The 22,093-nt window shown below is 51.4% G+C and carries 18 protein-coding genes; 10 read left to right on the top strand and 8 right to left on the bottom strand.

Annotated elements, in window-relative coordinates:
* The first annotated feature begins 21 nt into the window (after positions 1-21).
* Positions 22-432 (top strand): response regulator, encoded by a 411-nt coding sequence (locus tag TH61_RS08800; protein ID WP_066508362.1) that lies wholly within the window; start codon positions 22-24, stop codon positions 430-432.
* A gap of 102 nt (positions 433-534) precedes the next feature.
* Here the strand turns inward: TH61_RS08800 and TH61_RS18140 are convergent, their stop codons facing one another.
* Positions 535-687, bottom strand: coding sequence for a hypothetical protein (locus TH61_RS18140; protein WP_157600667.1), 153 nt, complete (start codon positions 685-687; stop codon positions 535-537).
* Positions 688-857: 170 nt separating this feature from the next.
* Here TH61_RS18140 and TH61_RS08795 point away from each other — a divergent pair, with 170 nt between their 5' ends.
* The 3 genes from TH61_RS08795 to TH61_RS08785 all read left to right on the top strand — a co-directional run bounded on the left by TH61_RS08795 (position 858) and on the right by TH61_RS08785 (position 3,881).
* Positions 858-1,850, top strand: a complete 993-nt coding sequence (locus tag TH61_RS08795) for a hypothetical protein (RefSeq protein ID WP_157600666.1) — start codon at positions 858-860, stop codon at positions 1,848-1,850.
* Between the two features lie 251 nt (positions 1,851-2,101).
* Positions 2,102-2,680, top strand: a complete 579-nt coding sequence (locus tag TH61_RS08790) for a uracil-DNA glycosylase family protein (protein ID WP_066508360.1) — start codon at positions 2,102-2,104, stop codon at positions 2,678-2,680.
* 49 nt (positions 2,681-2,729) lie between these two features.
* Positions 2,730-3,881, top strand: coding sequence for a pyridoxal phosphate-dependent aminotransferase (locus TH61_RS08785; protein WP_066512714.1), 1,152 nt, complete (start codon positions 2,730-2,732; stop codon positions 3,879-3,881).
* Positions 3,882-4,364: 483 nt separating this feature from the next.
* On the opposite strand, the gene TH61_RS08780 is transcribed toward TH61_RS08785, so the two are convergent.
* Positions 4,365-4,892: a 5'(3')-deoxyribonucleotidase gene (locus TH61_RS08780; RefSeq protein ID WP_066508356.1), complete on the bottom strand. Its 528-nt coding sequence runs from the start codon at positions 4,890-4,892 to the stop codon at positions 4,365-4,367.
* A gap of 129 nt (positions 4,893-5,021) precedes the next feature.
* On the opposite strand from TH61_RS08780, the gene TH61_RS08775 reads away from it, so the two are divergent.
* Positions 5,022-5,807: an amidohydrolase gene (locus TH61_RS08775; protein ID WP_369796875.1), complete on the top strand. Its 786-nt coding sequence runs from the start codon at positions 5,022-5,024 to the stop codon at positions 5,805-5,807.
* Between the two features lie 68 nt (positions 5,808-5,875).
* Here the strand turns inward: TH61_RS08775 and TH61_RS08770 are convergent, their stop codons facing one another.
* On the bottom strand, positions 5,876-6,295 hold the full coding sequence (locus tag TH61_RS08770; RefSeq protein WP_066508353.1) for a hypothetical protein: 420 nt from the start codon (positions 6,293-6,295) through the stop codon (positions 5,876-5,878).
* A 1-nt stretch (position 6,296) separates the two neighbouring features.
* On the bottom strand, positions 6,297-8,537 hold the full coding sequence (locus TH61_RS08765) for a T9SS type A sorting domain-containing protein (protein WP_082780343.1): 2,241 nt from the start codon (positions 8,535-8,537) through the stop codon (positions 6,297-6,299).
* Between the two features lie 37 nt (positions 8,538-8,574).
* Here TH61_RS08765 and murF point away from each other — a divergent pair, with 37 nt between their 5' ends.
* Positions 8,575-9,861, top strand: a complete 1,287-nt coding sequence (gene murF / locus TH61_RS08760; protein ID WP_066512710.1) for a UDP-N-acetylmuramoyl-tripeptide--D-alanyl-D-alanine ligase — start codon at positions 8,575-8,577, stop codon at positions 9,859-9,861.
* Between the two features lie 106 nt (positions 9,862-9,967).
* Here the strand turns inward: murF and rfbC are convergent, their stop codons facing one another.
* Together rfbC and TH61_RS08750 are read right to left on the bottom strand one after the other, a co-directional pair.
* Entirely contained in the window at positions 9,968-10,510 is a 543-nt protein-coding gene (rfbC, locus tag TH61_RS08755) for a dTDP-4-dehydrorhamnose 3,5-epimerase (RefSeq protein WP_066508350.1), read from the bottom strand.
* A gap of 16 nt (positions 10,511-10,526) precedes the next feature.
* On the bottom strand, positions 10,527-11,642 hold the full coding sequence (locus tag TH61_RS08750) for a glycosyltransferase family 4 protein (RefSeq protein ID WP_066508349.1): 1,116 nt from the start codon (positions 11,640-11,642) through the stop codon (positions 10,527-10,529).
* Positions 11,643-11,782: 140 nt separating this feature from the next.
* On the opposite strand from TH61_RS08750, the gene TH61_RS08745 reads away from it, so the two are divergent.
* The 4 genes from TH61_RS08745 to ppk1 all read left to right on the top strand — a co-directional run bounded on the left by TH61_RS08745 (position 11,783) and on the right by ppk1 (position 16,800).
* Positions 11,783-12,484 (top strand): cytochrome c, encoded by a 702-nt coding sequence (locus tag TH61_RS08745; protein ID WP_066508346.1) that lies wholly within the window; start codon positions 11,783-11,785, stop codon positions 12,482-12,484.
* A 213-nt stretch (positions 12,485-12,697) separates the two neighbouring features.
* Positions 12,698-13,906: a GTPase HflX gene (gene hflX / locus TH61_RS08740; RefSeq protein ID WP_066508344.1), complete on the top strand. Its 1,209-nt coding sequence runs from the start codon at positions 12,698-12,700 to the stop codon at positions 13,904-13,906.
* A 245-nt stretch (positions 13,907-14,151) separates the two neighbouring features.
* The gene (locus TH61_RS08735) at positions 14,152-14,649 is read left to right on the top strand and encodes a histidine phosphatase family protein (RefSeq protein ID WP_066508343.1); all 498 of its coding nucleotides are present in this window, start codon (positions 14,152-14,154) and stop codon (positions 14,647-14,649) included.
* 36 nt (positions 14,650-14,685) lie between these two features.
* Positions 14,686-16,800 (top strand): polyphosphate kinase 1, encoded by a 2,115-nt coding sequence (ppk1, locus tag TH61_RS08730; RefSeq protein ID WP_066508342.1) that lies wholly within the window; start codon positions 14,686-14,688, stop codon positions 16,798-16,800.
* Between the two features lie 140 nt (positions 16,801-16,940).
* Here the strand turns inward: ppk1 and TH61_RS08725 are convergent, their stop codons facing one another.
* Together TH61_RS08725 and TH61_RS08720 are read right to left on the bottom strand one after the other, a co-directional pair.
* Positions 16,941-17,990 (bottom strand): DUF6268 family outer membrane beta-barrel protein, encoded by a 1,050-nt coding sequence (locus tag TH61_RS08725; RefSeq protein WP_157600665.1) that lies wholly within the window; start codon positions 17,988-17,990, stop codon positions 16,941-16,943.
* Positions 17,991-18,170: 180 nt separating this feature from the next.
* Positions 18,171-21,923 carry a metallophosphoesterase gene (locus TH61_RS08720; protein WP_066508339.1) on the bottom strand — a complete coding sequence of 1,251 codons (3,753 nt, stop codon included), beginning with the start codon at positions 21,921-21,923 and terminating at the stop codon, positions 18,171-18,173.
* Positions 21,924-22,093 lie beyond the last annotated feature (170 nt).

The following is a 22,093-nucleotide window of genomic DNA, read 5'->3' as shown; positions in this document are numbered from 1 at the left end:
GTTTTTACCTACCTTTACTCCATGAAACGGCTTAATCTCATATTACTGGTGGATGATGATGAAACCACTAATTACCTCAACAAGCGGCTCCTGAACAATCTGGATGCCGCTGAGCGCATTGAGGTGGCCACCAACGGAGAGGAAGCCCTCAAGTTTCTACAAACCAACCATGACGCTGGCCACCCCAACCCAGAATTGATTCTACTGGACATCAAGATGCCGGTCATGGACGGGTTTGAGTTTCTGGAGGAGTATGAACACCTTCCGCAGGAATTAAAGAACTGCGTGTTGGTGATGATGCTTACGTCCTCTGCCAGCTTCTATGACCTGGAGCGCTTAAAACAATACAATGCCGTACAGCGCCATATTTCTAAGCCCCTGCAAGAGGCCCACATCCTTGAGATCATGGAGACGTATTTCCCAGAAAAATAGCATACGCATTTTGTAATAGAGAAGGGCTACTTAGATCATCTAAGTAGCCCTTCTCTATTATGGGGTGGACAGGCAGTAGGCGTGCTGTCTTTGCTTGCTTTTTTACTGGATGGCGTTGGTGGTGTTGGCAGGAATCTGATAGGTGGCCGAGTTTTCTATGCGCACAGAAGAATGCTTTGTCTGCGCGTGCGCAAAGCCGGAGAGCATCAAGATAAACAACACAAAAATACTGATTAGAGGCAAAAATCTTTTCATATCACACTACCCTCATTTAAGTTCTTCATGCTCATACTGCCTTCCGGCAGAAAGGTTATAGGCTGCCGGTTGTTTTTCACTTCTTTTCTGAAAAAGAGGCTAAAAACGACGCATAGTGCAAAGGCTTCTTAACTCTCTGCAAGGGCTATCGTAAACGTAGCAAGAGGTGGGTGACCGCATATTCCGGGAACCGCCAGATGTACGACCAAAACTTTACTACCATGCAAGACAATACCTATAAAAACCCCAACCAGGGGGATGAGCAAGACAACCAACGTCTGGGCCGTGACTTGTACCGCCGTGACCAAGAGCACAACCAACAACGCCAACAGCCGCAGGGCAGCCACTGGGATCCTAGAAACAACTTCCACACCGGGCCCAGCCACCAGACCAGAAGCCATTTCCCGGAAGACCAGTATGGCATGAACTCCAACGCAGACCTGGGCGGAAGCCGTCAAAGACATTACGGCACCAACCAGAACAGCCCGTACCGCAGCCAGAGCAGCCTTAACTACGGTGACAGCCGCAGCATGAACCAAGGCCAGCAGTCGTATCCAGCGTCGTCGCAAGGTCAGGGCAACTCGCATTTTTCTCCGTACGGTGACAGCCGTGGCAACTACTCGGCCATCCAGGACTCCTATGGCCAAGGGCATGACAACATCCATTCCCAGAACGTACCGCCGCAGCGCCGCATGGATGACTCTAATGAGAACTATTACCGTGGTGCCTACATGGACTCAAGGGGCGTGCGCACAGAGCCGCCGCTGCCAGAGAACAACCCGTACAATGACTGGCCCGGCGGACGCAGCCGCTACAAAGATGATGACTACCGCTACGGCAGCGGCAACCATGACTGGTACCGGGAGCACCGCTACACAGACAACGCGGGCCACCGCGTAGACCGTGACAAAGGTGACATCTTAGGCGACATGGGTGAAGGCTTACGCGAAGTATGGCATGACATCAGACACGGCGCGCAGAACCTCTGGAACCGCGGAACGCATGGCTTTAACACCGGTAACGTGCATCCAGACCGCGACCGCGACCACAACTATGAGTACCGCTCTTACCGGGACAGAGGCCGTGAGCATGGCCCGCGCTGGTCAGATGAAAGCCACCGCGGCCATGATCCCAACAGCGGCAATTACTCCTCGCGCCATTAACCGTTAAAACCTCAAGAAGATGAAACCTATCATCATTGCCTTGACCATCACCTCCATCGCCATATCCTGGATGCTCTACCGAGCCTTCCCCATGGACGATGAATCAGTGGACCACACGTTTTAACGAGTAGAACCAGATAGCAGAAGCCAGCGCCCCATAGGTGCTGGCTTCTTTGTTTTCAGGCCCGTCCGTTTTTGGCTTAATTTCCAGAAAGTAGCACAAAAACGCCGATCTGGTTGTTGCCCTTTTGATGTTGCAAGACCTCCTCACCCAGATACGCGCCTGCCAACTGTGTGCCGCGCATTTACCACATGGGCCCAGACCCGTTTTAAGAGCCTCCTCCACCGCAAAGTTGATGATAGTGGGCCAGGCGCCCGGCACCAAAGTGCACGCCTCGGGCATTCCCTGGGATGACCAGAGCGGCAAGCGCCTGCGCCAATGGATGGGCCTCACGCCAAAGGAATTCTATGACGAGGCCAACATCGCCATTGTGCCCACCGGTTTCTGCTTTCCGGGCACCGGGAAGTCTGGTGATTTACCGCCGCGGCCAGAGTGTTTCCAGCACTGGCATCCGCAGTTGTTGCCTATGTTGCCCAACGTGCAACTCACGCTCTTGATTGGCGGTTATGCCCAGAAAGCCTTCTTGCAGGAACGGGCCAAAGCCACCCTCACCCAGACCGTGGAAGCCTGGCAAGACTACCTGCCCCGGTACCTGCCTTTGGCCCATCCTTCGCCCAGGAACATTGCCTGGTTCAAGCGCCACCCGTGGTATGAGCAGGAGATGGTTCCCACCTTGCAGGAAATGGTGCAGACCGTCTTGAGAGGATAGGCTACGGCATCGTTTTTTGCTTATTTTTGAGAAAACAGGCCAAAACCGCATGACCGCTCTTTCTCTCCAAAGCAAGCTACCCCACGTAGGCACCACCATCTTCACCACCATGTCGCAGCTAGCCCTGCAGCACAACGCCATCAACCTGGCCCAAGGCTTCCCGGACTTTAACTGCCCCGACGGACTGATGGACCTGGTCACGGAGGCCATGCGCCAAGGCCACAACCAGTACGCGCCCAGTGCCGGCATACCTGCTTTGCGTCAGAAAATCAGTCAGAAAACGCAGCAGCTGTACGGCTACCTGCCCAACCCAGACACGGAGGTCACCGTCACGTCTGGCGCCACCGAGGCCCTGTTTGCCGCCATTGCCGCCGTGGTCCAGCCCGGCGACGAGGTGCTGGTAGTGGAGCCGTGCTACGACTCCTATGTGCCTGCCATTGAGTTGAGCGGCGGCGTGCCGGTGTATGTGTCTCTGACGTATCCAGATTTTGCCCTGGACTGGCAGCAGATTGAAGACAAGCTCACGCCCAAGACCAAGCTGCTACTCTTGAATTCGCCGCACAACCCAACGGGTGCCGTCTGGCAACAAGAGGATTTGGATGCGTTAGCCCGGTTGGTAGAGAAGCATTCGTTCCTGATTCTGAGCGATGAGGTCTACGAGCACATGGTCTTTGACGGCAAACCGCATTTAAGCCTTCTGTCAGTGCCGGCCCTGGCGGAAAGGGCGTTTGTGATTTCGTCCTTCGGGAAGACGTACCATACCACCGGCTGGAAAGTGGGCTACTGTATTGCCCCGTCCGCACTTACCGTGGAGTTCAGGAAAGTGCACCAGTACCTTACCTTCAGCACGGCCACACCGTTCCAGCATGCGCTGGCCGCTTTCTTAGACAACCAGGAACATTACCTTACGCTACCAGCTTTTTACCAACAGAAACGCGACCTGTTCACCCAGTTGCTGCAGCCGTCCAAATTTGAGCTGATTCCCTGCGCCGGCACCTATTTCCAGTTGGCGCGCTACTCTTCTATTTCTGACAAGCCAGATGTGGAATTCGCCCAATGGCTAACCCAGGAAGTGGGCGTGGCCACCATCCCCATCTCCGTCTTTTACCATGACCACACCGACCACCGTTTAGTGCGCTTCTGCTTCGCTAAAAAAGAAGAAACGCTAATATCTGCGGCTGAGCGTTTGTGCCAGTTATGAGTCTCGAACCTGAGTCGAGAATTATCAGTCACAATGGATTTCCGCCTGCCGGGCGATGAAGGCGTTTCAACGTCTCCTCCACTAATCCGCCTACCCTTGACCGAGGGAAAAGAGACTGGTCAATTTAAGTCTCTTTGCCCGAGGGAGAAAGTAATGACTGTTCGATTGGCTGAGGCGTAAGTCCGCTATGGAATAGATAGCTTCTCTCGGTGCACCTTTGTGAAGAAAAGACTGTCCGAGCGTTCAGCGAGTTTCTTTTCTTCTTGATTCTTTTGGTTACTTTTCTCATCAAGGAGAAAAGTGACAAACGCGGGTAGAAAGTAAGAAAGAAGGAATTGGGAAGAACGGCGTTGGGAGGCAGAAGCAGAAAATAGGAATCAGCTACACCAAGTCATCCCCCTATCCCCTTCAAAGGGGGACGAAGAAGCCCCAATTATAAAAAGTCATTTTCAGCCTGATTTCTAGAAATAAGCCAAAAACAACTTACAGCAGTTTCTCCGCTACTTCCTTCCAGGTGTTCACCCGTTCAAACTCGGTGATGTGGACGTTATGCGTTGAGGTGAACAATAGCTTGCGCTCACCAGAGAACGTACGGAGGTTCTTGATGCGGTCGTCAATCATGATGTCGGCCCCGATGATGGATTTGTCGCCGCAGAGGACGTAGTTTTGCCAGCCGATGAACGGGAAATGGTCCTGTAGCCAGTCAAACTTGTCAATGAGTGAGTTTCTAAACTCCATGCCGGCGCTCACAATGAAGACCTCGTATTTCTGGGTCAGGGCCTTGATGACTTCCTGGCTATCGGGGATTACCTGTAGGTCCCTAAAGAATCCTTCGGCGTTGATGTACTCCCAAACCTTAGCCGAATGTTCTGCCGGCACCGCCTCATGCACTTCCTTGCCATGGAGCGCCTCCAGGGTCAGTTGCAGTTCGCAGTCCCGGTTGTACAATTCAATAAACTTGCCGATGGGGTCGGCCATGACCTCATCCATATCTATGGCTATCTTCAGCATCTTCTCTTTCTAAATTTCCAATGTTCTTATTCGGGTTGTACCTTGCATTGGTTGGCAAACATTGAATAAGTCGCAAATTTTCGCCCATTGTTCGCTGCCCAATCCATGATTTTTACTATTTAATTTCTAATGAAAATGGTGTCTGACCTGCGCGTTTCCCTTATCCAAGCTGATTTACTCTGGCATGACGCGGCCGCCAACCGGGCCAAACTGGAGAAGAAAATCACTCAGCTCCCCGAAACGGATTTGGTTATTTTGCCCGAGATGTTCACCACTGGTTTCAGCATGGAGGCGGCAGAGCTGGCCGAGGAAATGATCGGCGACTCGGTGGCTTGGATGCGGCGCATGGCTCAACAGACGGATGCCGTGGTCATGGGCAGCCTCATCATCCAGGAGCTCGGAAAATACTACAACCGTCTTCTCTGGATGCGCCCAGACGGCACCCACGCGCAGTATGACAAGCGCCATCTGTTCCGGATGGCGGGTGAGACCGAGGTGTACACCGCCGGTCAGGAACGACTGATTGTGGAGGTGAAAGGCTGGAAAATCTGCCCCATGGTGTGCTACGATTTGCGTTTCCCGGTATGGGCGCGCAACACGCCCGTGGCCTATGACGTGCTCATTTACATTGCCAGCTGGCCAGACCGCCGCCGCTTCGCCTGGACTACCCTGCTCCAAGCACGTGCCATTGAAAACCTGACCTATACCATAGGCGTGAACCGCGTGGGCACCGATGCCAAGGGACATTACTATTCCGGGGACTCCGCCGCCTATGATTTATTGGGCGCCACCCTTTTCCACACCGAGCATCAGGAAGCCGTAGCAACCGTCACCCTGTCCAGAGCCCATTTAGAGGAAACCAGAGCCAAACTGCCCTGGCATCTGGACGCAGACACTTTTCAGTTGAAGGATTGAGAGAATGAATGGTTGGCAGATGTGCAGATTGGGAGACGAAGAAAAACCATTTTCAAATCGCCACATTTTCACATCTGCACATCATTCGTTTTTAGGCTGTTTCCGAGGAACGAGGCTAAAAACGGATAGAGGTCCTCTGGAGTGGCGCCTTGGGCGAATTCAATGGAAGGCCTAGCTTGCAGAACGGTTTGTAGAGCAGGATGCTGTCCCCAGTTGGCGACGGCCGCGCCCGTTTGTTTCCTGAAAAGCACGTCTAACAGTTTCATCTCTGACCCCAGCGTCCGTTTTTGGCCTGTTTTCAGGAAAAGAAGGCAAAAACGGGATTCTTGCAGCAGGCGCTGGGCATGGCTCTGCAACATAGGGTCAGAGGCGGCGTCCAAGTCAAAGGTCACTACCTCTGGAAACTGATTCTTCACCCAGGTGAGAAGAGGCTTTTGGTAGGTAAACGGCGCTTCTTCCGTCAGGTTTAGGTACACAAACGCCGTCATGCTATTTGGTCACCGCCAGTTTTAAGGTAGCCGATAAGCCGGCGGCAGTTGTCACTCTGACCAGATAAAGGCCTGCGAGAAGGTGCGCGGTTTTAATCTGCTGGGCTTGGTGGGCATTCACTTTGCCTTGTCCTACTTTTGCTCCTGCTATGCTGTAGAGTGTATACATGATGGATTTGGAAGATTGCAGCGTAGCGAAGTCCTGGGCAGGATTTGGGTAAAGTTGCACCCCGGCAAGCACCTGATCTGGATTATCCTCAATTCCCAGAGGCACCGGTACAGGGCTGAAATACCGTATACCACCGGCGTGAGTACCAAATAAGAGCTCATGGGTTTTGTCTCTGCCCGCGTACAGATCAGCAGAGGCCGCAGCAACGTTGCTTCCTAAATGCAAGGGGTTGCCGGCTTGGCCTTCGCGCGCCAACAAGTTCTCCTCCACTGGAAATGTGCCCTCTAAATACGATTGAAAAGACGGGTACAATCTAACCAACCCACTGTCATCTGTTGTCAACAAATCTGGCTGCCGGTCATGGTTTAAATCTGCCACCAGTACTTGCAAGCGTTTGCGTTCTACGTTGGCTCCAATTCCCCCCAGGCTTTCAGAAACCAGGCTCCAAACCGGTATAGTATTAGTGCCAGTGTTTTTGTAATAATGCAGGGCTCCAGAAGCGCGACCGACAAGCAAATCAAACACCTCGTCCTGGTTAATGTCTGCGTAATAAGGGGCATCTCCTTTAAAGAACAAGACGCCCGTCACGGGTACGGCTGTGCTTACATCAAACTGGGCGTCTTGCTCATAAGGAGCTTCGTTCAAGACGTATTTGAACTCCACCACAGACTTCTCAGGATGGAAGGCGCTGTATACCAAGTCTAACTTGCCGTCTTGGTTGAGGCCTAGTAGTTGGGCTTTCAGGCTTTGTAGTCCTTGCAACGCCAACCCCAGGTAATCTTCTTCTTGCAGTTCAAAGATGGCTTCTGAGGTAGAGCCAGTGTTTCTGTAAAAGGTGAAAGACGCGGCGTATTTTCCATCTTTTAACAGAGCAGTGTTACCAATGAGCAGGTCGGCGTCTCCGTCTCCGTCCAAATCCCCTAACACCGGCGAGGCGCCTTCGCCTACGTCCAGCATCTGGTCTTGCAAAAAGGGCTGCTTAGCGCTCTGGAACCTTGGATGCTGGGCCGTGCCGGTGTTGGCGTACACCCACACAGAGTTTTTCAAGTCTACGTTTCGGTGCGAGTTGCTGGTCATGTTGGGCGCCACCACCAAGTCTGGCAGACCGTCAAAGGTGACATCCAGGTAATACGCCGCCGGAAAAACACTAAACTGGTTGCCGGTAATGTCTGGCGGAAGGTTGCGTTCTGCGCTGGTGATTTTAGGGTTTTGCACCGTCCCTGTGTTCATCAAGCTCACCAAGTCTGGGCAGTCGTCATGACCGGCCAACAAATCAGGAACATCATCTGCATTTAGGTCTAAGGCCAGCACACTGGAGCCACCCACGTGGTGAATAGAAGGACACGTCTCAGCGTTGAATCTATAATTGTTGCAGGCACCGCCCACGCAGCGCGTTACCCGTCCCCAGTGCGAGTCGGCTTTCGTGAATTTCAATTGCGCGCATGGCAAACTTTGCTCTACCTGCATGTTCTTAAAATACTCTAGTTTGGTGCCGCCAGACCATTCCCACATCAAAATATCCAGGTCGCCGTCATCGTCCATGTCCTGGATGGCCGGCAGATCTTCTGAGTCCACGGTCAGGTTCACGGTGCCGTCATAGGTCAGCAAGGGATGGGTGAGGTTGAAGCTGGGTGCGCTGGCCGAAGGTGCCGTTGTATTGGTATATACTTTTATGCCTTGGTTAGAAGCCGTGAACAAATCTGGGGCTCCGTCACAATTGAAATCTTTGAGCAAGGCAAAGAACTTCAAATCACTGGGAAACGCTGAGTGGTACTGGGGCGCGAACTGGAATTGCCACTGACCATTGGCCTGCACCGCCAGAAACGTGGAGACTTTCTGAGAGCTTCGGTCATAGACAAACAAATCCTGCTGTCCGTCCTGGTTTAGGTCAATGCTGGAGAACTGTGGGCTGTTGAATCCTCCGGCCCAGGCCAGACGAAGCGTTTGACTATTTGCGGTTACCGCTGGGCCAGCCGTTTCTTGAAAGCGCGCGCTGGTTTGCGCCCGACTGCTTTGCGTGGCCAGAGACAAACAAATTACCAAAAAGCCTAGTACCTTTAACCCTAGATTCATTGTGATTCACCCTGATTTGAATAAAGCTACAGAAAATATGGCGGAGCTAGTAGAAACCCTTTACCAAAAATACCTGGAGTGCCGGAAAGTAAGCACAGATTCGCGCGCCGAGCAAGACAACACGCTCTTCTTTGCTCTGGACGGACCCAACTTTAAAGGCAGCGTCTTCGCCGAGCCCGCCTTGGCCAAAGGCGCCCGCTACGCCGTGGTACAAGACCCAACTGTGACCGGTCCCAACATCATCCAAGTCCCCGACACCTTGAAGGCATTGCAGGCCTTGGCTTTGCACCATAGACAGCAGCTCTCCATTCCATTCATAGGTATTACGGGTTCTAACGGAAAAACCACCACCAAGGAGCTCATCAATGCGGTGCTCAGCCAGAAATACAACGTACTCTGCACCAAGGGAAACCTCAACAACCACATAGGCGTGCCCTTGACCGTATTGAGCATACAGCCCGAGCATGAGTTGGCCATCATAGAGATGGGCGCCAACCACCCTGGTGACATCGCCGAACTCTGCTCCTACGCCCTGCCCACGCACGGCATCATCACCAACATTGGCAAGGCGCATTTAGAGGGTTTTGGCAGTCTGGAGGGCGTGGCCCGTACCAAGAGCGAACTGTACCTGCATCTGGCCAACGTGGACGGCACCGTGTTTGTGAACACCGCCAATGAGCACCTGATGCGCATGAGCCGCCGCATAGAAAAGAAAGTAACCTATTACGGCCCGCAGGATGACTATTCTGCGGAATTACTGCAAGCCGCCCCACAAGTAATTTACCGCGCCGCCAACGGAGAGTCGGTCCATACACACTTGATGGGATCGTATAACTTTGAAAACATGGCCGCCGCCGCCTGCATTGGCCAATACTTTGGCGTGCCCCATGAGCAAATCAATGCCGCCATTGCGGGCTATGTGCCTACTAACAACCGCTCGCAGATTGTGCGCAAAGACACCAACACTATTCTATTGGACGCCTACAACGCCAACCCCAGTTCCATGGCCTTGTCGGTCTCCAACTTCGCGCAGATGGAAGGCGACCAGAAAGTAGTCATCCTAGGGGACATGCGCGAACTGGGTCAGGAAAGTGAAGCCGAGCATAGATTACTAGGCGAGCAACTAGCTCAACAAAACTTCAGCCAAGTTTTCCTTTGCGGGCATGAGATGCGCTACGCCGCCGAGGTGAACCCAGACTTTAGGTACTTCGCTGAGAAAAGCGCGCTGGAGATATGGCTCAAAGACCATCCCATCCGCAACAGCCACGTCTTGGTGAAAGGCTCCCGCGGCATTGGGCTAGAGACGGTGGTTGATTTGCTATAGAATCGTTTTAGGGCTGTTTTGCAAGAATTAGGCTAAAAACGGTTTAAAAAGAGAGAGGCCTTTGCTACGGTAGCAAAGGCCTCTCTCTTTTTTGTTGCGTGTATTCTTAGAATGGAGATTCTATCTGGGCTAATGTTGGCAGGATTTCGTCCTTCTCAGACACTAACGGGTTCTCAATGTCCCACTCTATGCCTAGAGCAGGATCATTCCAAAGCAGTCCGCCTTCTGATTCTTTGTTGTAGTAATTGCTACACTTGTATTGGAAAACCGTTCCTTCCTCCAACGCTACAAAGCCGTGTGCAAACCCTTCTGGTATATATAGAATATTATGTTTTTCAGAAGTAAGCTCACATGTAAGATGTTGGCCATATGTGGGAGAGTCTTGCCGAATGTCTACAATAACATCTAACACCCTTCCATAGAAGACACTTACCAGCTTTGCTTGTGCATAAGGAGGCTTTTGAAAATGAAGTCCCCGCAAGACTCCTATCTTAGAAATAGACTGGTTATCCTGTACAAAATTGTCAGTGATTCCTACTTCATTAAACATGCGAGCAGTATATGTCTCTAAGAAAACACCACGGCTATCTTCAAAAACTTTGGGAAAAATTTCTACAACTCCTTCTAATTGGTGCCTCTTAAATTCCATTTCTAAATAGTAACTATCAATTTATTCTGCTCGTAGCGGCTTTTATAGCTGCAAAATAACGATCAATTACGTATTTCTCATCAAATTTCTCCAGAGCCAATTGACGGCTGTTCTGGCCCATGGTCTGTAGGGCAGTATCGGGGAGCGAAAATATTTGTTGCATTTTCTCCGCTAGGTCTGCCCCGTTGCGCACTTCACAGAGATAGCCGTTGTAGCCGTCTACCACCGTTTCCTTACAGCCGGGCACGTTGGTGGTGACAATGGGTTTGCCTAGGGCAGCCGCTTCCAAAAGGGTGCGAGGCGTGCCTTCACGGTATGACGGAAGCACTACGCAATCGGCGTTGCGCATGACCCCGGCTACGTCATCTGAGGTACCCAGATACTCCAGCCACCCTTCTTTTGCCCACTGCTCTACCAAGGTGCGCTTAATGCCAATGTTGCCTTCTTCGTCAATGCCACCCAGGAGTTGGATGCGCACATTAGGGAATTTGACTTTCAGAAGTTTGCTAGCTTCTACATATTCTACCAGACCTTTCTCATACAGCGCACGCGACACCATCAGGAAGGTGAACGGCTCCTGGCGCTGAAACGGGACCGGTTGGAAACGCTGGGTGTCAATGCCAGAACCGGGCAGGACTTCGGTGATGGATTCCCGCACCAGATTGCGTTCCAGAAAAAGAGCCTTGTCGTCATTGTTCTGAAAAAACACCTTCGCCGGGAACTGAAACGAGAACTTGTACAGCGCCATGGCTACTTTGGACACCAGGTTCTGCACAATAAACACCGTCCCTAAGCCCGACACATTGTTGATGGTGGGAATACCGGCCAGTTTGGCGGCGATGCTTCCGTAGATGTTGGGCTTGATGGTGTACTGCAGAATCACATCAGGCTTTACCTGTTTGTAGGCCTTCAGGAAGTTTTGAATGAGGAGCAGGTCTTTGAGCGGGTTGGTGCCTTTGCTTTCCATGGGTAGGTGCACAAATTCACATCCCTCGGCTACCAGTTTGGCTGAATATGCATCCTCAGGGGCGATGGCAATGACCTCATGGCCGGCGGCCAGCAAAGCCTTGACCAGGCTCAGCCTAAAGTTGTAGATGTTCCAGGATTTATTGATGACGATGGCAATGCGCATAGGCTAGAATAAAGGGCAAAGATACAAGGGTTTTGAGAGAACCTGTCCCTATACGTAATTCTGCGGCTGGGTATGGGTAGTTCACCGCTATTGTGTTTACTTTGTGCCCATCCTTTGCCTTCACGCCCAATTCTCACCCTATGCCCATCACCGCTGTCTTACACACGCACGTTTTAGTAGTCATCCTTTTTCTATTGTTGTTCCTGTCCAAAGTCGTCCTTTTGTTCTTAAACAAGCATGACACGCTCAACAAAGCAAGGTCCTCTACCAAAGTGTTAGACATGATCTTCGGGACCTTGGTTCTGGTAACGGGCGCTTACCTGACTTTTCACTTCAATGGTCCACTGCCCAGATGGCTACTAGTAAAAATTGTGCTGGTCTTAGTGGCCATTCCTATCTCCATTGTAGGTATTAAGCGGCATAACAAAGTACTGACGGCCGTGGGTGTTCTCATCTTCTTATATGTCTATGGCGTAGCCGAAACCAAGAGTATGAAGATGTCTCCAGAACAGACTGTGAAGGCAACCGTTCCAAATCAAGAACAAGAAGCGCAGCCCCAAAAACCTCAAACAGCCGCCAACCCCATCCTCTCGCAACTAGAGGGCACCCATTTGCAGAACACCAAGGCCATCTACACCCAACTGTGCGCCACGTGCCACGGCGAGGACGGACAGAAAGGCATGAGCGGGGCATCTAATTTACAGCAAAGTACGTTGAGCGTAGAAGACCGAAAGGCAGTCATTGCCAACGGCAGAGGCCTGATGCCCGGGTTCGGGTCGCAGTTGAGCGAACAGGAACAAGAGGCGCTGGCCCAATACACCACCATGCTGAAGAATGAATAATGACCAATGATTAATGAATAGTGACCAATGAATAATATGGAAGGCGTTTTTGGTCTGTTTTCTGGAAAATAGGCCAAAAACGAAGCGATGGCTCTCAGTAATGACAAGCAATCCTTTTACATTTTATCATTCATTTATCCCTATTCATTAATCATTATTCACTGGTCATTATTCACTGGTCATTATTCACTAATCATTGGTCATTACTACTATATGAAGAATACGAAACTCCACGTCACTGCCAAAGAACAAGAAACGGCAGTGTTGGTATCGGTGCCGGAATGGCGCCAGACAGATGAAAAAACGAAGGAGTACCTGGACGAGCTGGCCTTCTTGACGGAGACCGTGGGCGCTAAAACCCTCAAACGCTTCATCCAGAAACTAGACAAGCCCGATATGCGCACCTATGTGGGCAAAGGAAAGCTGGAAGAAATTGTGGCCTTTGTGAAAGAGCATAAAGTGGACATGGTCATCTTTGACGATGAGCTTTCCCCCTCTCAGGTGCGCAACCTGGAGCGTGAGCTGGAGGTGAAAATCATTGATAGAAGCCTACTCATTCTGGACATCTTTGCCTTGCGGGCCCAGACCGCCACGGCGCGCGCGCAGGTAGAACTGGCCCAGTACCGCTACATGCTCCCAAGACTGACCAACATGTGGACCCACTTAAGCCGTCAGAAAGGCGGGGGCGTGGCCATGCGCGGACCAGGTGAAACGGAGATTGAAACGGATAGACGAATTGTGCGCGAGAAGATAGCCTTGCTCAAAGAGAAGCTGGAGAAGTTTGACAAGCAGAACTATGAGCAGCGCAAGTCCCGCACGGGTGTGGTGCGCGTGTCTTTGGTAGGCTATACCAACGTGGGCAAGTCTACTATCATGAACCTGCTCTCCAAGTCAGATGTCTTTGCCGAGAACAAACTGTTTGCCACGGTAGATGCCACCGTGCGCAAGGTGGTGATAGACAACATTCCGTTTCTGCTCTCAGATACGGTGGGATTCATCCGGAAACTGCCTACCAAGCTCATTGAGAGTTTCAAGTCTACTTTGGACGAGATCAGGGAGGCAGATTTACTTTTGCACGTGGTAGACGTGTCTCACCCTTCGTTTGAAGAGCATATCAATGTGGTCAATGAGACACTCAAAGACATACAGTCTGCTGACAAATCGGTGATTCTGGTCTTCAACAAGACAGACTTGTACCTAGAGAAGCGTGAGCAGGAACTCAAAGAAGACAACCCAGAGGCTCTACCAGAAATCGCTGATCTTAAGTCTACTTATATGGCCAAGGAGCACGCACCGGCCATCTTCATCTCGGCTACCAACCGTTCCAACATTGATGAGCTGCGCGAGGTCTTGACCAGAGAAGTAGCCAAGCTCCATTTTGAGCGCTACCCCAACGCCGGTAAGCAGGCAGAGGAGTATTAATCCGTTTTAGGGCTATTTTCTGGAAAACAGGCCAAAAACGGTGAGCACCTCACCAACTATTACCATTCATTGCAGCGGGTTCTCTTAAAAAGGGAGCCCGCTGTTGATTTAAGGCGGTTCCTTAAAAGCTTGTACACAGAGGGGTAGAGACAACTATTTAGGGGCGCAATCAGTAAAGAGAGAAGCCACAGAGGCTCCGCCAGGTGGGTGGTACTTCTTGTGGCTTTTCTTTTAGTGAAACCCGCATGAAAACTCTATACCTCTTACGCCACGCCAAGTCCAGCTGGAAGTTTGAAGACCTCAGCGACCATGACCGGCCGTTGGCCAAACGCGGCCGTACAGATGCCCCCCTTATTGGACAAGAACTCTGTGAGCGCAAAGTAAAACTGGACTTGATGATCTCCAGTTCTGCGGTGCGCGCGCTTTCTACGGCTACCTTGGTGGCCAAAGAACTGGAATATGACCCAGAGAAGATTGGGGTGCAAGAAGAGTTATACCGCATAGACGCCAGTTCTCTGCTGCACTTCGCGCAGGCGTTCCCAGATGAATATGACCAAGTGATGCTGGTGGGGCATAACCCCACGCTCACAGAGCTGGCCAATATGCTGGTCCCAGAGAAAAGCATTGCCAACATACCTACCGCCGGGGTGGTGGGCATCAGTTTTGACTGTAGTTACTGGGGGCAGATCTCCTCAGAAAACGCCAAGCTGCTGTTCTTTGACTTCCCCAAAAACTATCGTTAATGCGGGCCAGCGGTGCCACGCGCAATTAAAACATGAATGGTTTCTAAGAAAAATACTGAATCACCTGTTCCCACCCCAGAAACTAGCCCAGAAGTACCCATGCTTAGCCGCGAGCTAAGCTGGCTGGCCTTTAACTACCGCGTATTGCAAGAAGCCAAAGACCCACGGGTGCCCGTTCTGGAGCGCCTCAAGTTTCTGGCCATCTTCTCCTCCAACCTGGATGAATATTTTAAGGTACGCGTGGCCACCATGCGCCGTCTGGTCAAACTCAAAAAGAAAACCCGCGAAAAACTGCAACAGGACCCCGCCGAGGAACTAGACCAGATCCTAGCCGAAGTCTCCAGACAGCAGAAGGAATTTGGCCTGGTGTACCGCAATGAGTTGCTGCCCGAGCTTAAGAACGAACACATCTGCCTCATCACGGAGCAGGAGGTCAATGAACAGCAGCGCGAGATTGCCCTGGATTACTTTAAAAAGAAGGTAAAGCCCTTGCTGGTACCCATCATCTTCAGTAGCAATCCCAGCCCACTGTTCTTGAAAGACCAGACCGTGTATTTGATGATCCGGTTGGTGCCCAAAGTAATAAATGAGGCGCACCCAGAGCAGTACGCGCTCATGGAGCTGCCCACGCACAAGCACGGCAGCCGCTTTGTAGAACTGCCTGATGAGAATGGCGATCATTATGTCATCATGCTAGATGACATCATCAGGATTGGTTTGGCGTCCATGTTCCCAGAGTTTGAGACCGTAGAAGCCTTCGCCTTAAAATTATCCAGAGACGCCGAGTTGGACCTAGAGGAAGAAATCTCAGGAAACCTGATGGCCAAGATCAAGAAAAGCCTGAAGAAGCGCGAGAAGGGCCACCCCAGCCGTCTGCTCTATGATCCCAAGACGCCAGAGCACATGCTGAGCGTGCTCTTAGAACATATTGGCCTGTCTACCGAGGAGCTGGTGGTGGGAAGCCGTTACCACAACTTCAGGGACTTCTTCGGGTTCCCTATGCTGGGACCGGCCCATCTGCAATATGAAGAACAGACACCCCTGCCCCATCCAGAACTGGAGAAGGCAGAGAGCATGCTGGAGGCCATCAAGCAAAAGGATTACCTGGTGCATTACCCGTACCAGAAGTTTGACTACGCCCTTCGGTTCTTTGAGGAAGCCGCTGTAGACCCCGCTGTCACTAGCATGGGCGCCACCATGTACCGCGTAGCCGACAAGTCCAAAGTAGCCAAGGCGCTTATCCTGGCTGCCGAGAACGGTAAGCTGGTGACGGTGGTGGTAGAATTAAAAGCCCGCTTTGACGAGGAGTCAAACATTTACTGGGCCCAAAAACTGGAGAAGGCCGGCGCCAACGTTATCTATGGCGTCCCAGACCTGAAAGTACACAGCAAGATTGGCTTGGTCACCCGTCAGGAAGAAGGCAGGGCCGTGCATTACGCGTATCTGAGCACCGGTAACTACAATGAGAAAACGGCCAAGTCTTATACAGACCACGCGCTGTTTACGGCAGATGAACGCCTTACGCTAGATTTGACCAAGGTCTTCAATTTCTTCGTGGACCGCCAGCCAGATAAGCAGTTTGACAACCTGCTGGTAGCGCCGTTTAACATGCGGGACAAATTCTATGAATTGATCCAGAACGAAATGCGTCTGGCCCAGGAAGGGAAAGATGCCTACATGATTGTCAAAATCAACGCCCTGCAGGACGAGGATATGATCAGGCAGCTGTATGAGGCCAGCCAGGCAGGCGTCAAGATTGAGCTGTTGATTCGTGGTATCTGCTGCTTGATTCCGGGCGTGCCTAACCTGAGCGAGAACATACAAGTGCGCAGCATTGTGGACCGCTACCTGGAACATGGCCGCATCTACGTGTTTGGCAACGGCGGCGAAGAAAAGATTTTCATTGCCTCTGCTGACTGGATGAACCGTAATCTAAGCCGCCGGATTGAGGTTGGGTTCCCAATTTACGCAGAAGAGCACCGCAAAGAACTTCGCCATATTCTGGAAATCTTAAGACAAGACAACCAGAAGGCCCGCACGTTCCAGAATGAGTACTACATCTCAGACACGCCCACTACCACCGTGCGCGCGCAGTATGCCATCTATGACTTCTTAAAGCAAAAAGCCCTGGCCGCAGGCTTTAAAGTCTAAGCATTCAGCCAATAGAGTTATCTAAAACAGGAATCGGCCCCTCTGCTTTTGCAAAGGGGCCGATTCCTGTTTTACGTGTAGTGTAAGTAGACTTTCGTTTTTGCCCTGTTTTCTGGAAACCAGGCCAAAAACGAAAGCCTTTATTGCTTCAAGAACCTTTTAGGAGGCACCAGGAACAAGTCAAACTGCAAGAAGGCCGCGTCTTTGATGTGGCTTTTAATCAAGGGGTCAGAGTTTACGTCTTCGCCGTCATACACGTCAAAGCGGTGGTTGTAGCGGTAGCCGCCTTCCATGCCAAACCAGATGAAGTCGTAGATTTCCCGTTCCCATCTCAGCCTGGCTCTAATCTCAGATTTACGTAGTTCCACGGTTTCATTGAGCATGAACGGCGGGCTCACGGTGATGTTATAGCTGGCCCCCTCCACTTTGTAGCCGGCAAATAGCAAGGACTTCTCTGATAGGTTGCGGCGCACCGTTAGGTTAGCCGGAAAGATGGACTCTATGCCCCAGCGATCATTGAAGGTGCGGTTATACAGGATGGCGGGGTAAATGGACTGTCGGCCGAAGGTATAGCCTAGTTGCACCCCAAATCCATACGCAAAGAAAGGACTTTTCTTCCAGCCGTAGATGGCTTCTACGCTGGTCTTTAAATACTTATCAAAAGAGAGGTTGCTGTACTTGCCGTAGTCCCCGTTCAGTTCACCTTTTAACCGCACCAACAAGAAGTTCTTTTCATTGAACGGCTTGAGTGTGATGAGCTGGGCATCCAGTGACCGTAAATCCTTGTCTTGCAGCTGCTTGTACAACGGATACTCCAGGCCTTCTGGCTGTTTAAAATTGAACTCCTCCAGAAAATACCCCACCCCAAACACCATCTTTAAATGCGGTCTGTTGATGATCGGGGCATAGGCCTTTATTTCAAACTTGTTGTTGCGGCGCACGTCTGCCTCGGCGTTACCAATGTCTGACCGTTTGCCCTCTGAGCGCAGCCCAAAGCGGGGCAGCATCTCATAACGCACAACCACGCCTTTGCTTCGGCCCATCCCTACTACCGACGGGTTGGCCAGTTCCTTTGGGTCTGTTTGCGCTCTTACCGCTTGTGCAGAGTCTGTGAGTACCTCTTGCGCTGCTGCCTGTTCACTAAAGCCCAAAAGGGCCATACTCACCACCAAGGAATAAATGTTTTTCATAGTTAGAAACGGGTACCACAAAAAGAGCTTTCACCCTTTTTGTGAGGGGATTGGTTTTGCAATGGATGACTACTACATACAGACTTTCTCAAACGTGCAGTACCGTCAGAAAGATGCCGCGGCTAGTAGTACATTCATAAAATTCATCTTTGCAGGGTAGCATATGATTCAACTTAGGTTTTAAAACAGGAACCCGAAGTTGAGGTTGAAGAGCTTGTCCTCCTCACCCACTGAGTACGTAGCGTTGACCACCGCCTGCTTCAAGACGTCAATCCAGACACCGCCGCCAAAGCCCCGGTGTATCTTGTTAGAGTCTTCATTGTCTACCCACACGCGGCCATGGTCTACCAAGCCCATCAAGCCAAACTTACCCGGGAACAAATACACGTTGAACTTGAAGAGCTCTACCCGCAACTCAGTGTTTTGGTACAGGCTGCTTCTGCCGGCAAAGCGCGTTCTTCTGTAGCCTCGTAAATTGGAAAGACCGCCCAAGGTATTGGCTTGGTAGAAAGGGAAATCCCCGAAGTTATGGGCCCCGCCCAGCCTGGCCGCCAAGGTCAATTGGAATGGTAACCTTGGTCCAATGTAGAAGATGAACTCAGAGCTGTAGCGTCCAAAATTCACTTTCTCCTCATCTAGCTGGTGATTGTACGTGAACTCATGCAACCACTTAATGCCAATGCGCGGGTTATTGGGCGTACTAACGGCCTGCACATTCAAGAAGCCCCTCACGCCCGTGTACCGGTCCTTGTTAAAGACGTCTTCCCCGTATTCTTCATCTATAAACCGGCCCGGCGTAGACTGTACTTGGTACTGGTCATACATGGGCCCTATGCCCATATGGATGAAATGGAACAAGGAAGTGTTGATGGTAGGCGAGATCAGTAACCTGGACAGGCGTACGCGGTGGTACTCTACATCTCCCTGCTCTTGTGTCTCATTGCCCAGGCCATAGAAGTTGAACTGGTACTGCGGCCCGTACAAGGCAGCGGTGATGCCAAGGTCTAGGCCGTCATTTAACACTTGCTTGAACTCCCCATTGTAGCGCACATTGTAGGCACCGGTGGCAAAGGCATAGTTGGCGCGCAGGTAATGCTCAGAGGCATAGGGTTTCTTCCTGAACTTGTGGTTGCGGTACAGGAAGCCGCCACCCAGGAACAGACCGTCATCTACGTTGTATTCTATGGCCAGCCTAGGCCCGAAGTAGGCAATCTTGTAATTATCTCTATCATAGAGATTGACGTCTTCAAACTCTTCGGTTTTATCCTCGGTCTCTGAGCTGTAGTTGATGACGTTCTTTTCTTGGGTGTTGTCATAGACTTTGGTTTTGCGCACCATGCCTTTGACTGTGGACTTGTCAGTGATAGAGTCATTTCCTTCTCCTGCCAAGACCCGCACCATGATGCCCCGCTTGGTAGCACCGGTCAGTTCAAAGATATCATCACCGCCTAAGCCGTACAGGCGTACCTCTTCAGTTTCGCCGTGCAGGAAGGTGCGTTGGTACAGCACTTTGGCCACCTGCCCTTCTTTGTTGATTTTGCGCATGGTCACGCGCGTCTCATTTTCATTGAGGCGCTCTACCAAGAACATCTCGCGCTTGTCACTGCCAGAAATGTCTACTACCTCAGAGAGGTGTTTGTAGTATTTGGCGGCCACATCTGGCAGGAGGTCTCTTCTTGATTTTAACTTGGCAATGATCTCGGGTCCAGAAATAGGATAGACTTCTTTGGGCAATTGACGCACCGCCTCTTCAATGGCGGCGTCTGTCATGTCTGCCTTCATCTTGTTGGCCAGTTCCAGCCATTGCTCTTTGGTAACACTGGACAAGAAGGTACGATCACTGGTAAGGGCCGTCAAGTTGAGTCCTTTGTAATCACCATAGTCATATCCAAAATGCTGGAAATTCCGCACGCCCCAGCGGCGGCTTACTAACCACGGAATAAACCCATCTGCTTTAAAGAAAGCCACGTCCCGGTCTTCAGGCACAGGTCTAAAGAGACGGTTGTCTCCCTTCTCGGTTTCGGCCCAGCGCCATTGGCCTTCATGGCGGTCCCAGTCGCCAATGAGCATGTCCAGCAGGCGGGCTTTGGCAAACTCTACCTCGTCCACGCGGTTGTCATGGTCATTCTTCTTGCGCTCCAGCACTTTTTCTGTGCCTACCAAGTTGGTGGCATTGCCCAGGCTGGCTACGTCTGAGTGGTCTTCATCTGCATCTTCTTCTAAGAACGCAATGGTATTGCTGAACTCATCTAAATATTGACGCAAGCGGGGATCCTTGGGCACAAACACCAGTTTGGGATTAGTGTGGTACACGCCGGCCGCATCTGCTAGTTTAGGAGCAATCAAAGCGCCGTACGGGTGCTGCGCTGATATCTGATCCTGCAACAAGTCTCTGGCAAAGGTTTCCTGCAAGTCTACCGGCAATACGGCCGTAGGGTCCTTGTTCACAGAACGCAAGGTGTACTCACGGCCTTCCTCATTTCTTAACTTAAGCGAAGAGGTCTGCTTGCCGCCGCCTTTCTGGTAAGGTACCAAGCCGCCTTTCTCTGACTTTAAGTCCAGCAAAGGAATGGTAACCGGAGTCTGCCAGTCTGTGCGGTAGTGCTTGCCTAAAAACGTTTGCTTGAAATCACCAGCCTTATAAGCAGGGTTGGCGGGTAGCGTGATGGTGCTGTCTGAATAATCTTCTGTGGACAGGCTAATGCGTTCTTCTTCCTTAGAGGTTTTAGAATACATAGGCGACCTGAACGTCATCACCCCTGGGTCTCCTGCTTTCGTGCCCGGCGTCCAGAACTCTACCCATGCCTCGCCGTTTTTGTAATAGTTTATTTTGGCGAAGCCTTTCTCTTTGTGGGCGTAGTTAGCTGCCCCGCCGTCGCTCACGTGCTGGGTTTTACAGCCAGAACCACTAATGATGTGCGGCAGCTTGCCCAGTTTACCATACTGCAGGTTGTGCTCATGGCCGGCAGCGTACACTATGTTAGGGTACTTGTCAAAAATGGCGGTCAACCCTTTTATATAAGCTTGGTATGTTGGGTGCGGAATATCCTGGCTAATGCCACCATATTTACGCGCCAACGGATAGATTGAACCTATGATAGGAATAGGCAGTACCGCCCACTTGTAGACAATGGTTAGAGGAAACAAATGGTCTGTCAGGGTGAAGAAGCCCCCGTGAATACCATTGCTCATGAGAGGATGGTGCCCCACCACTAGAATGTCTTTGCCGTTGTGCTTGTTGATGATATCCTCTAGCTGCACCAGAAAGTCTACCTCATTTACCACGCCGCAGACGTTGTCATTGCCGTACGGGCGTTCATACGGGTGCAGCCACCACTGGGAGTTGATGGCAATCAGGACAATTTCATCCTGCACCAATACCTCAAACGGGCCGGGACAGCCTTCACCCGGCACAAAGAAGTCTGTGCCCACCACAATGTTGGTAGTAGTGTCTGTCAGGTATTCCTCTACAAAGCGCTCTTCCCTGATTACCGCCTCCAGGCCATCTGGAGAGCCGCTGCCGCCGCCCCAGTCATGGTTGCCGGGAATCATGTACTTTTCGCCTTTGTAGCCTTTCAAGATTTCCAGCTGGGCCTTCATGCGGGCCTCTGCGGTCTTACGGTCATAGGCCCCAGGCTCTGGCAGACCATTCTGGTAGATGTTGTCCCCCAGGTACACCACGGCACTGTTCTCATTGGCCACGTCTAACTGAGATTTGAGCAACACCAAGTTGGGGTCTGGCTCATCTGTAAGCGGAGCGCCGGCATCGCCAATAAGAAAGACGCTGTAGATGATCTCAGAAGAGTCTTTAGGGGTTCTGTCCTTCCAGTTGATGAGGTCTTTGGAATAGAATGCTTTATAAGTGGATTTACAGCCCCCCAACAGGCAGAGGGCCAGCAGAGGCAGAAGGTAGAGTACGTACTTGTTTTTCATGAATCAATTATTTCAAAAGCCACCCATACCCCGCCTCCGCTTTTACTATTGCCTTTGCAGTATAGAAAAAAGGCAAAGCGGTCTTTATTTTGAGATAGGCCGCTAGGCTGGGGCACAGAAATTCCCAGGGCAAGGTTGCTTCTCTTTTGCCTAAAGACGTAAGGACCGTG

It is taken from the genome of Rufibacter sp. DG15C, from assembly GCF_001577755.1.
Taxonomy (GTDB): domain Bacteria; phylum Bacteroidota; class Bacteroidia; order Cytophagales; family Hymenobacteraceae; genus Nibribacter.
This window is presented reverse-complemented; position numbering and strand designations above follow the sequence as displayed.

Coding starts and splice junctions, on each gene's coding strand:
- TH61_RS08800 (WP_066508362.1), top strand. CDS start 22: ATGAAACGGCTTAATCTCATATTACTGGTGGATGATGATGAAACCACT.
- TH61_RS18140 (WP_157600667.1), bottom strand. CDS start 687: ATGAAAAGATTTTTGCCTCTAATCAGTATTTTTGTGTTGTTTATCTTG.
- TH61_RS08790 (WP_066508360.1), top strand. CDS start 2,102: ATGTTGCAAGACCTCCTCACCCAGATACGCGCCTGCCAACTGTGTGCC.
- TH61_RS08785 (WP_066512714.1), top strand. CDS start 2,730: ATGACCGCTCTTTCTCTCCAAAGCAAGCTACCCCACGTAGGCACCACC.
- TH61_RS08780 (WP_066508356.1), bottom strand. CDS start 4,892: ATGCTGAAGATAGCCATAGATATGGATGAGGTCATGGCCGACCCCATC.
- TH61_RS08775 (WP_369796875.1), top strand. CDS start 5,022: ATGAAAATGGTGTCTGACCTGCGCGTTTCCCTTATCCAAGCTGATTTA.
- TH61_RS08770 (WP_066508353.1), bottom strand. CDS start 6,295: ATGACGGCGTTTGTGTACCTAAACCTGACGGAAGAAGCGCCGTTTACC.
- TH61_RS08765 (WP_082780343.1), bottom strand. CDS start 8,537: ATGAATCTAGGGTTAAAGGTACTAGGCTTTTTGGTAATTTGTTTGTCT.
- murF (WP_066512710.1), top strand. CDS start 8,575: ATGGCGGAGCTAGTAGAAACCCTTTACCAAAAATACCTGGAGTGCCGG.
- rfbC (WP_066508350.1), bottom strand. CDS start 10,510: ATGGAATTTAAGAGGCACCAATTAGAAGGAGTTGTAGAAATTTTTCCC.
- TH61_RS08750 (WP_066508349.1), bottom strand. CDS start 11,642: ATGCGCATTGCCATCGTCATCAATAAATCCTGGAACATCTACAACTTT.
- TH61_RS08745 (WP_066508346.1), top strand. CDS start 11,783: ATGCCCATCACCGCTGTCTTACACACGCACGTTTTAGTAGTCATCCTT.
- hflX (WP_066508344.1), top strand. CDS start 12,698: ATGAAGAATACGAAACTCCACGTCACTGCCAAAGAACAAGAAACGGCA.
- TH61_RS08735 (WP_066508343.1), top strand. CDS start 14,152: ATGAAAACTCTATACCTCTTACGCCACGCCAAGTCCAGCTGGAAGTTT.
- ppk1 (WP_066508342.1), top strand. CDS start 14,686: ATGGTTTCTAAGAAAAATACTGAATCACCTGTTCCCACCCCAGAAACT.
- TH61_RS08725 (WP_157600665.1), bottom strand. CDS start 17,990: ATGAAAAACATTTATTCCTTGGTGGTGAGTATGGCCCTTTTGGGCTTT.
- TH61_RS08720 (WP_066508339.1), bottom strand. CDS start 21,923: ATGAAAAACAAGTACGTACTCTACCTTCTGCCTCTGCTGGCCCTCTGC.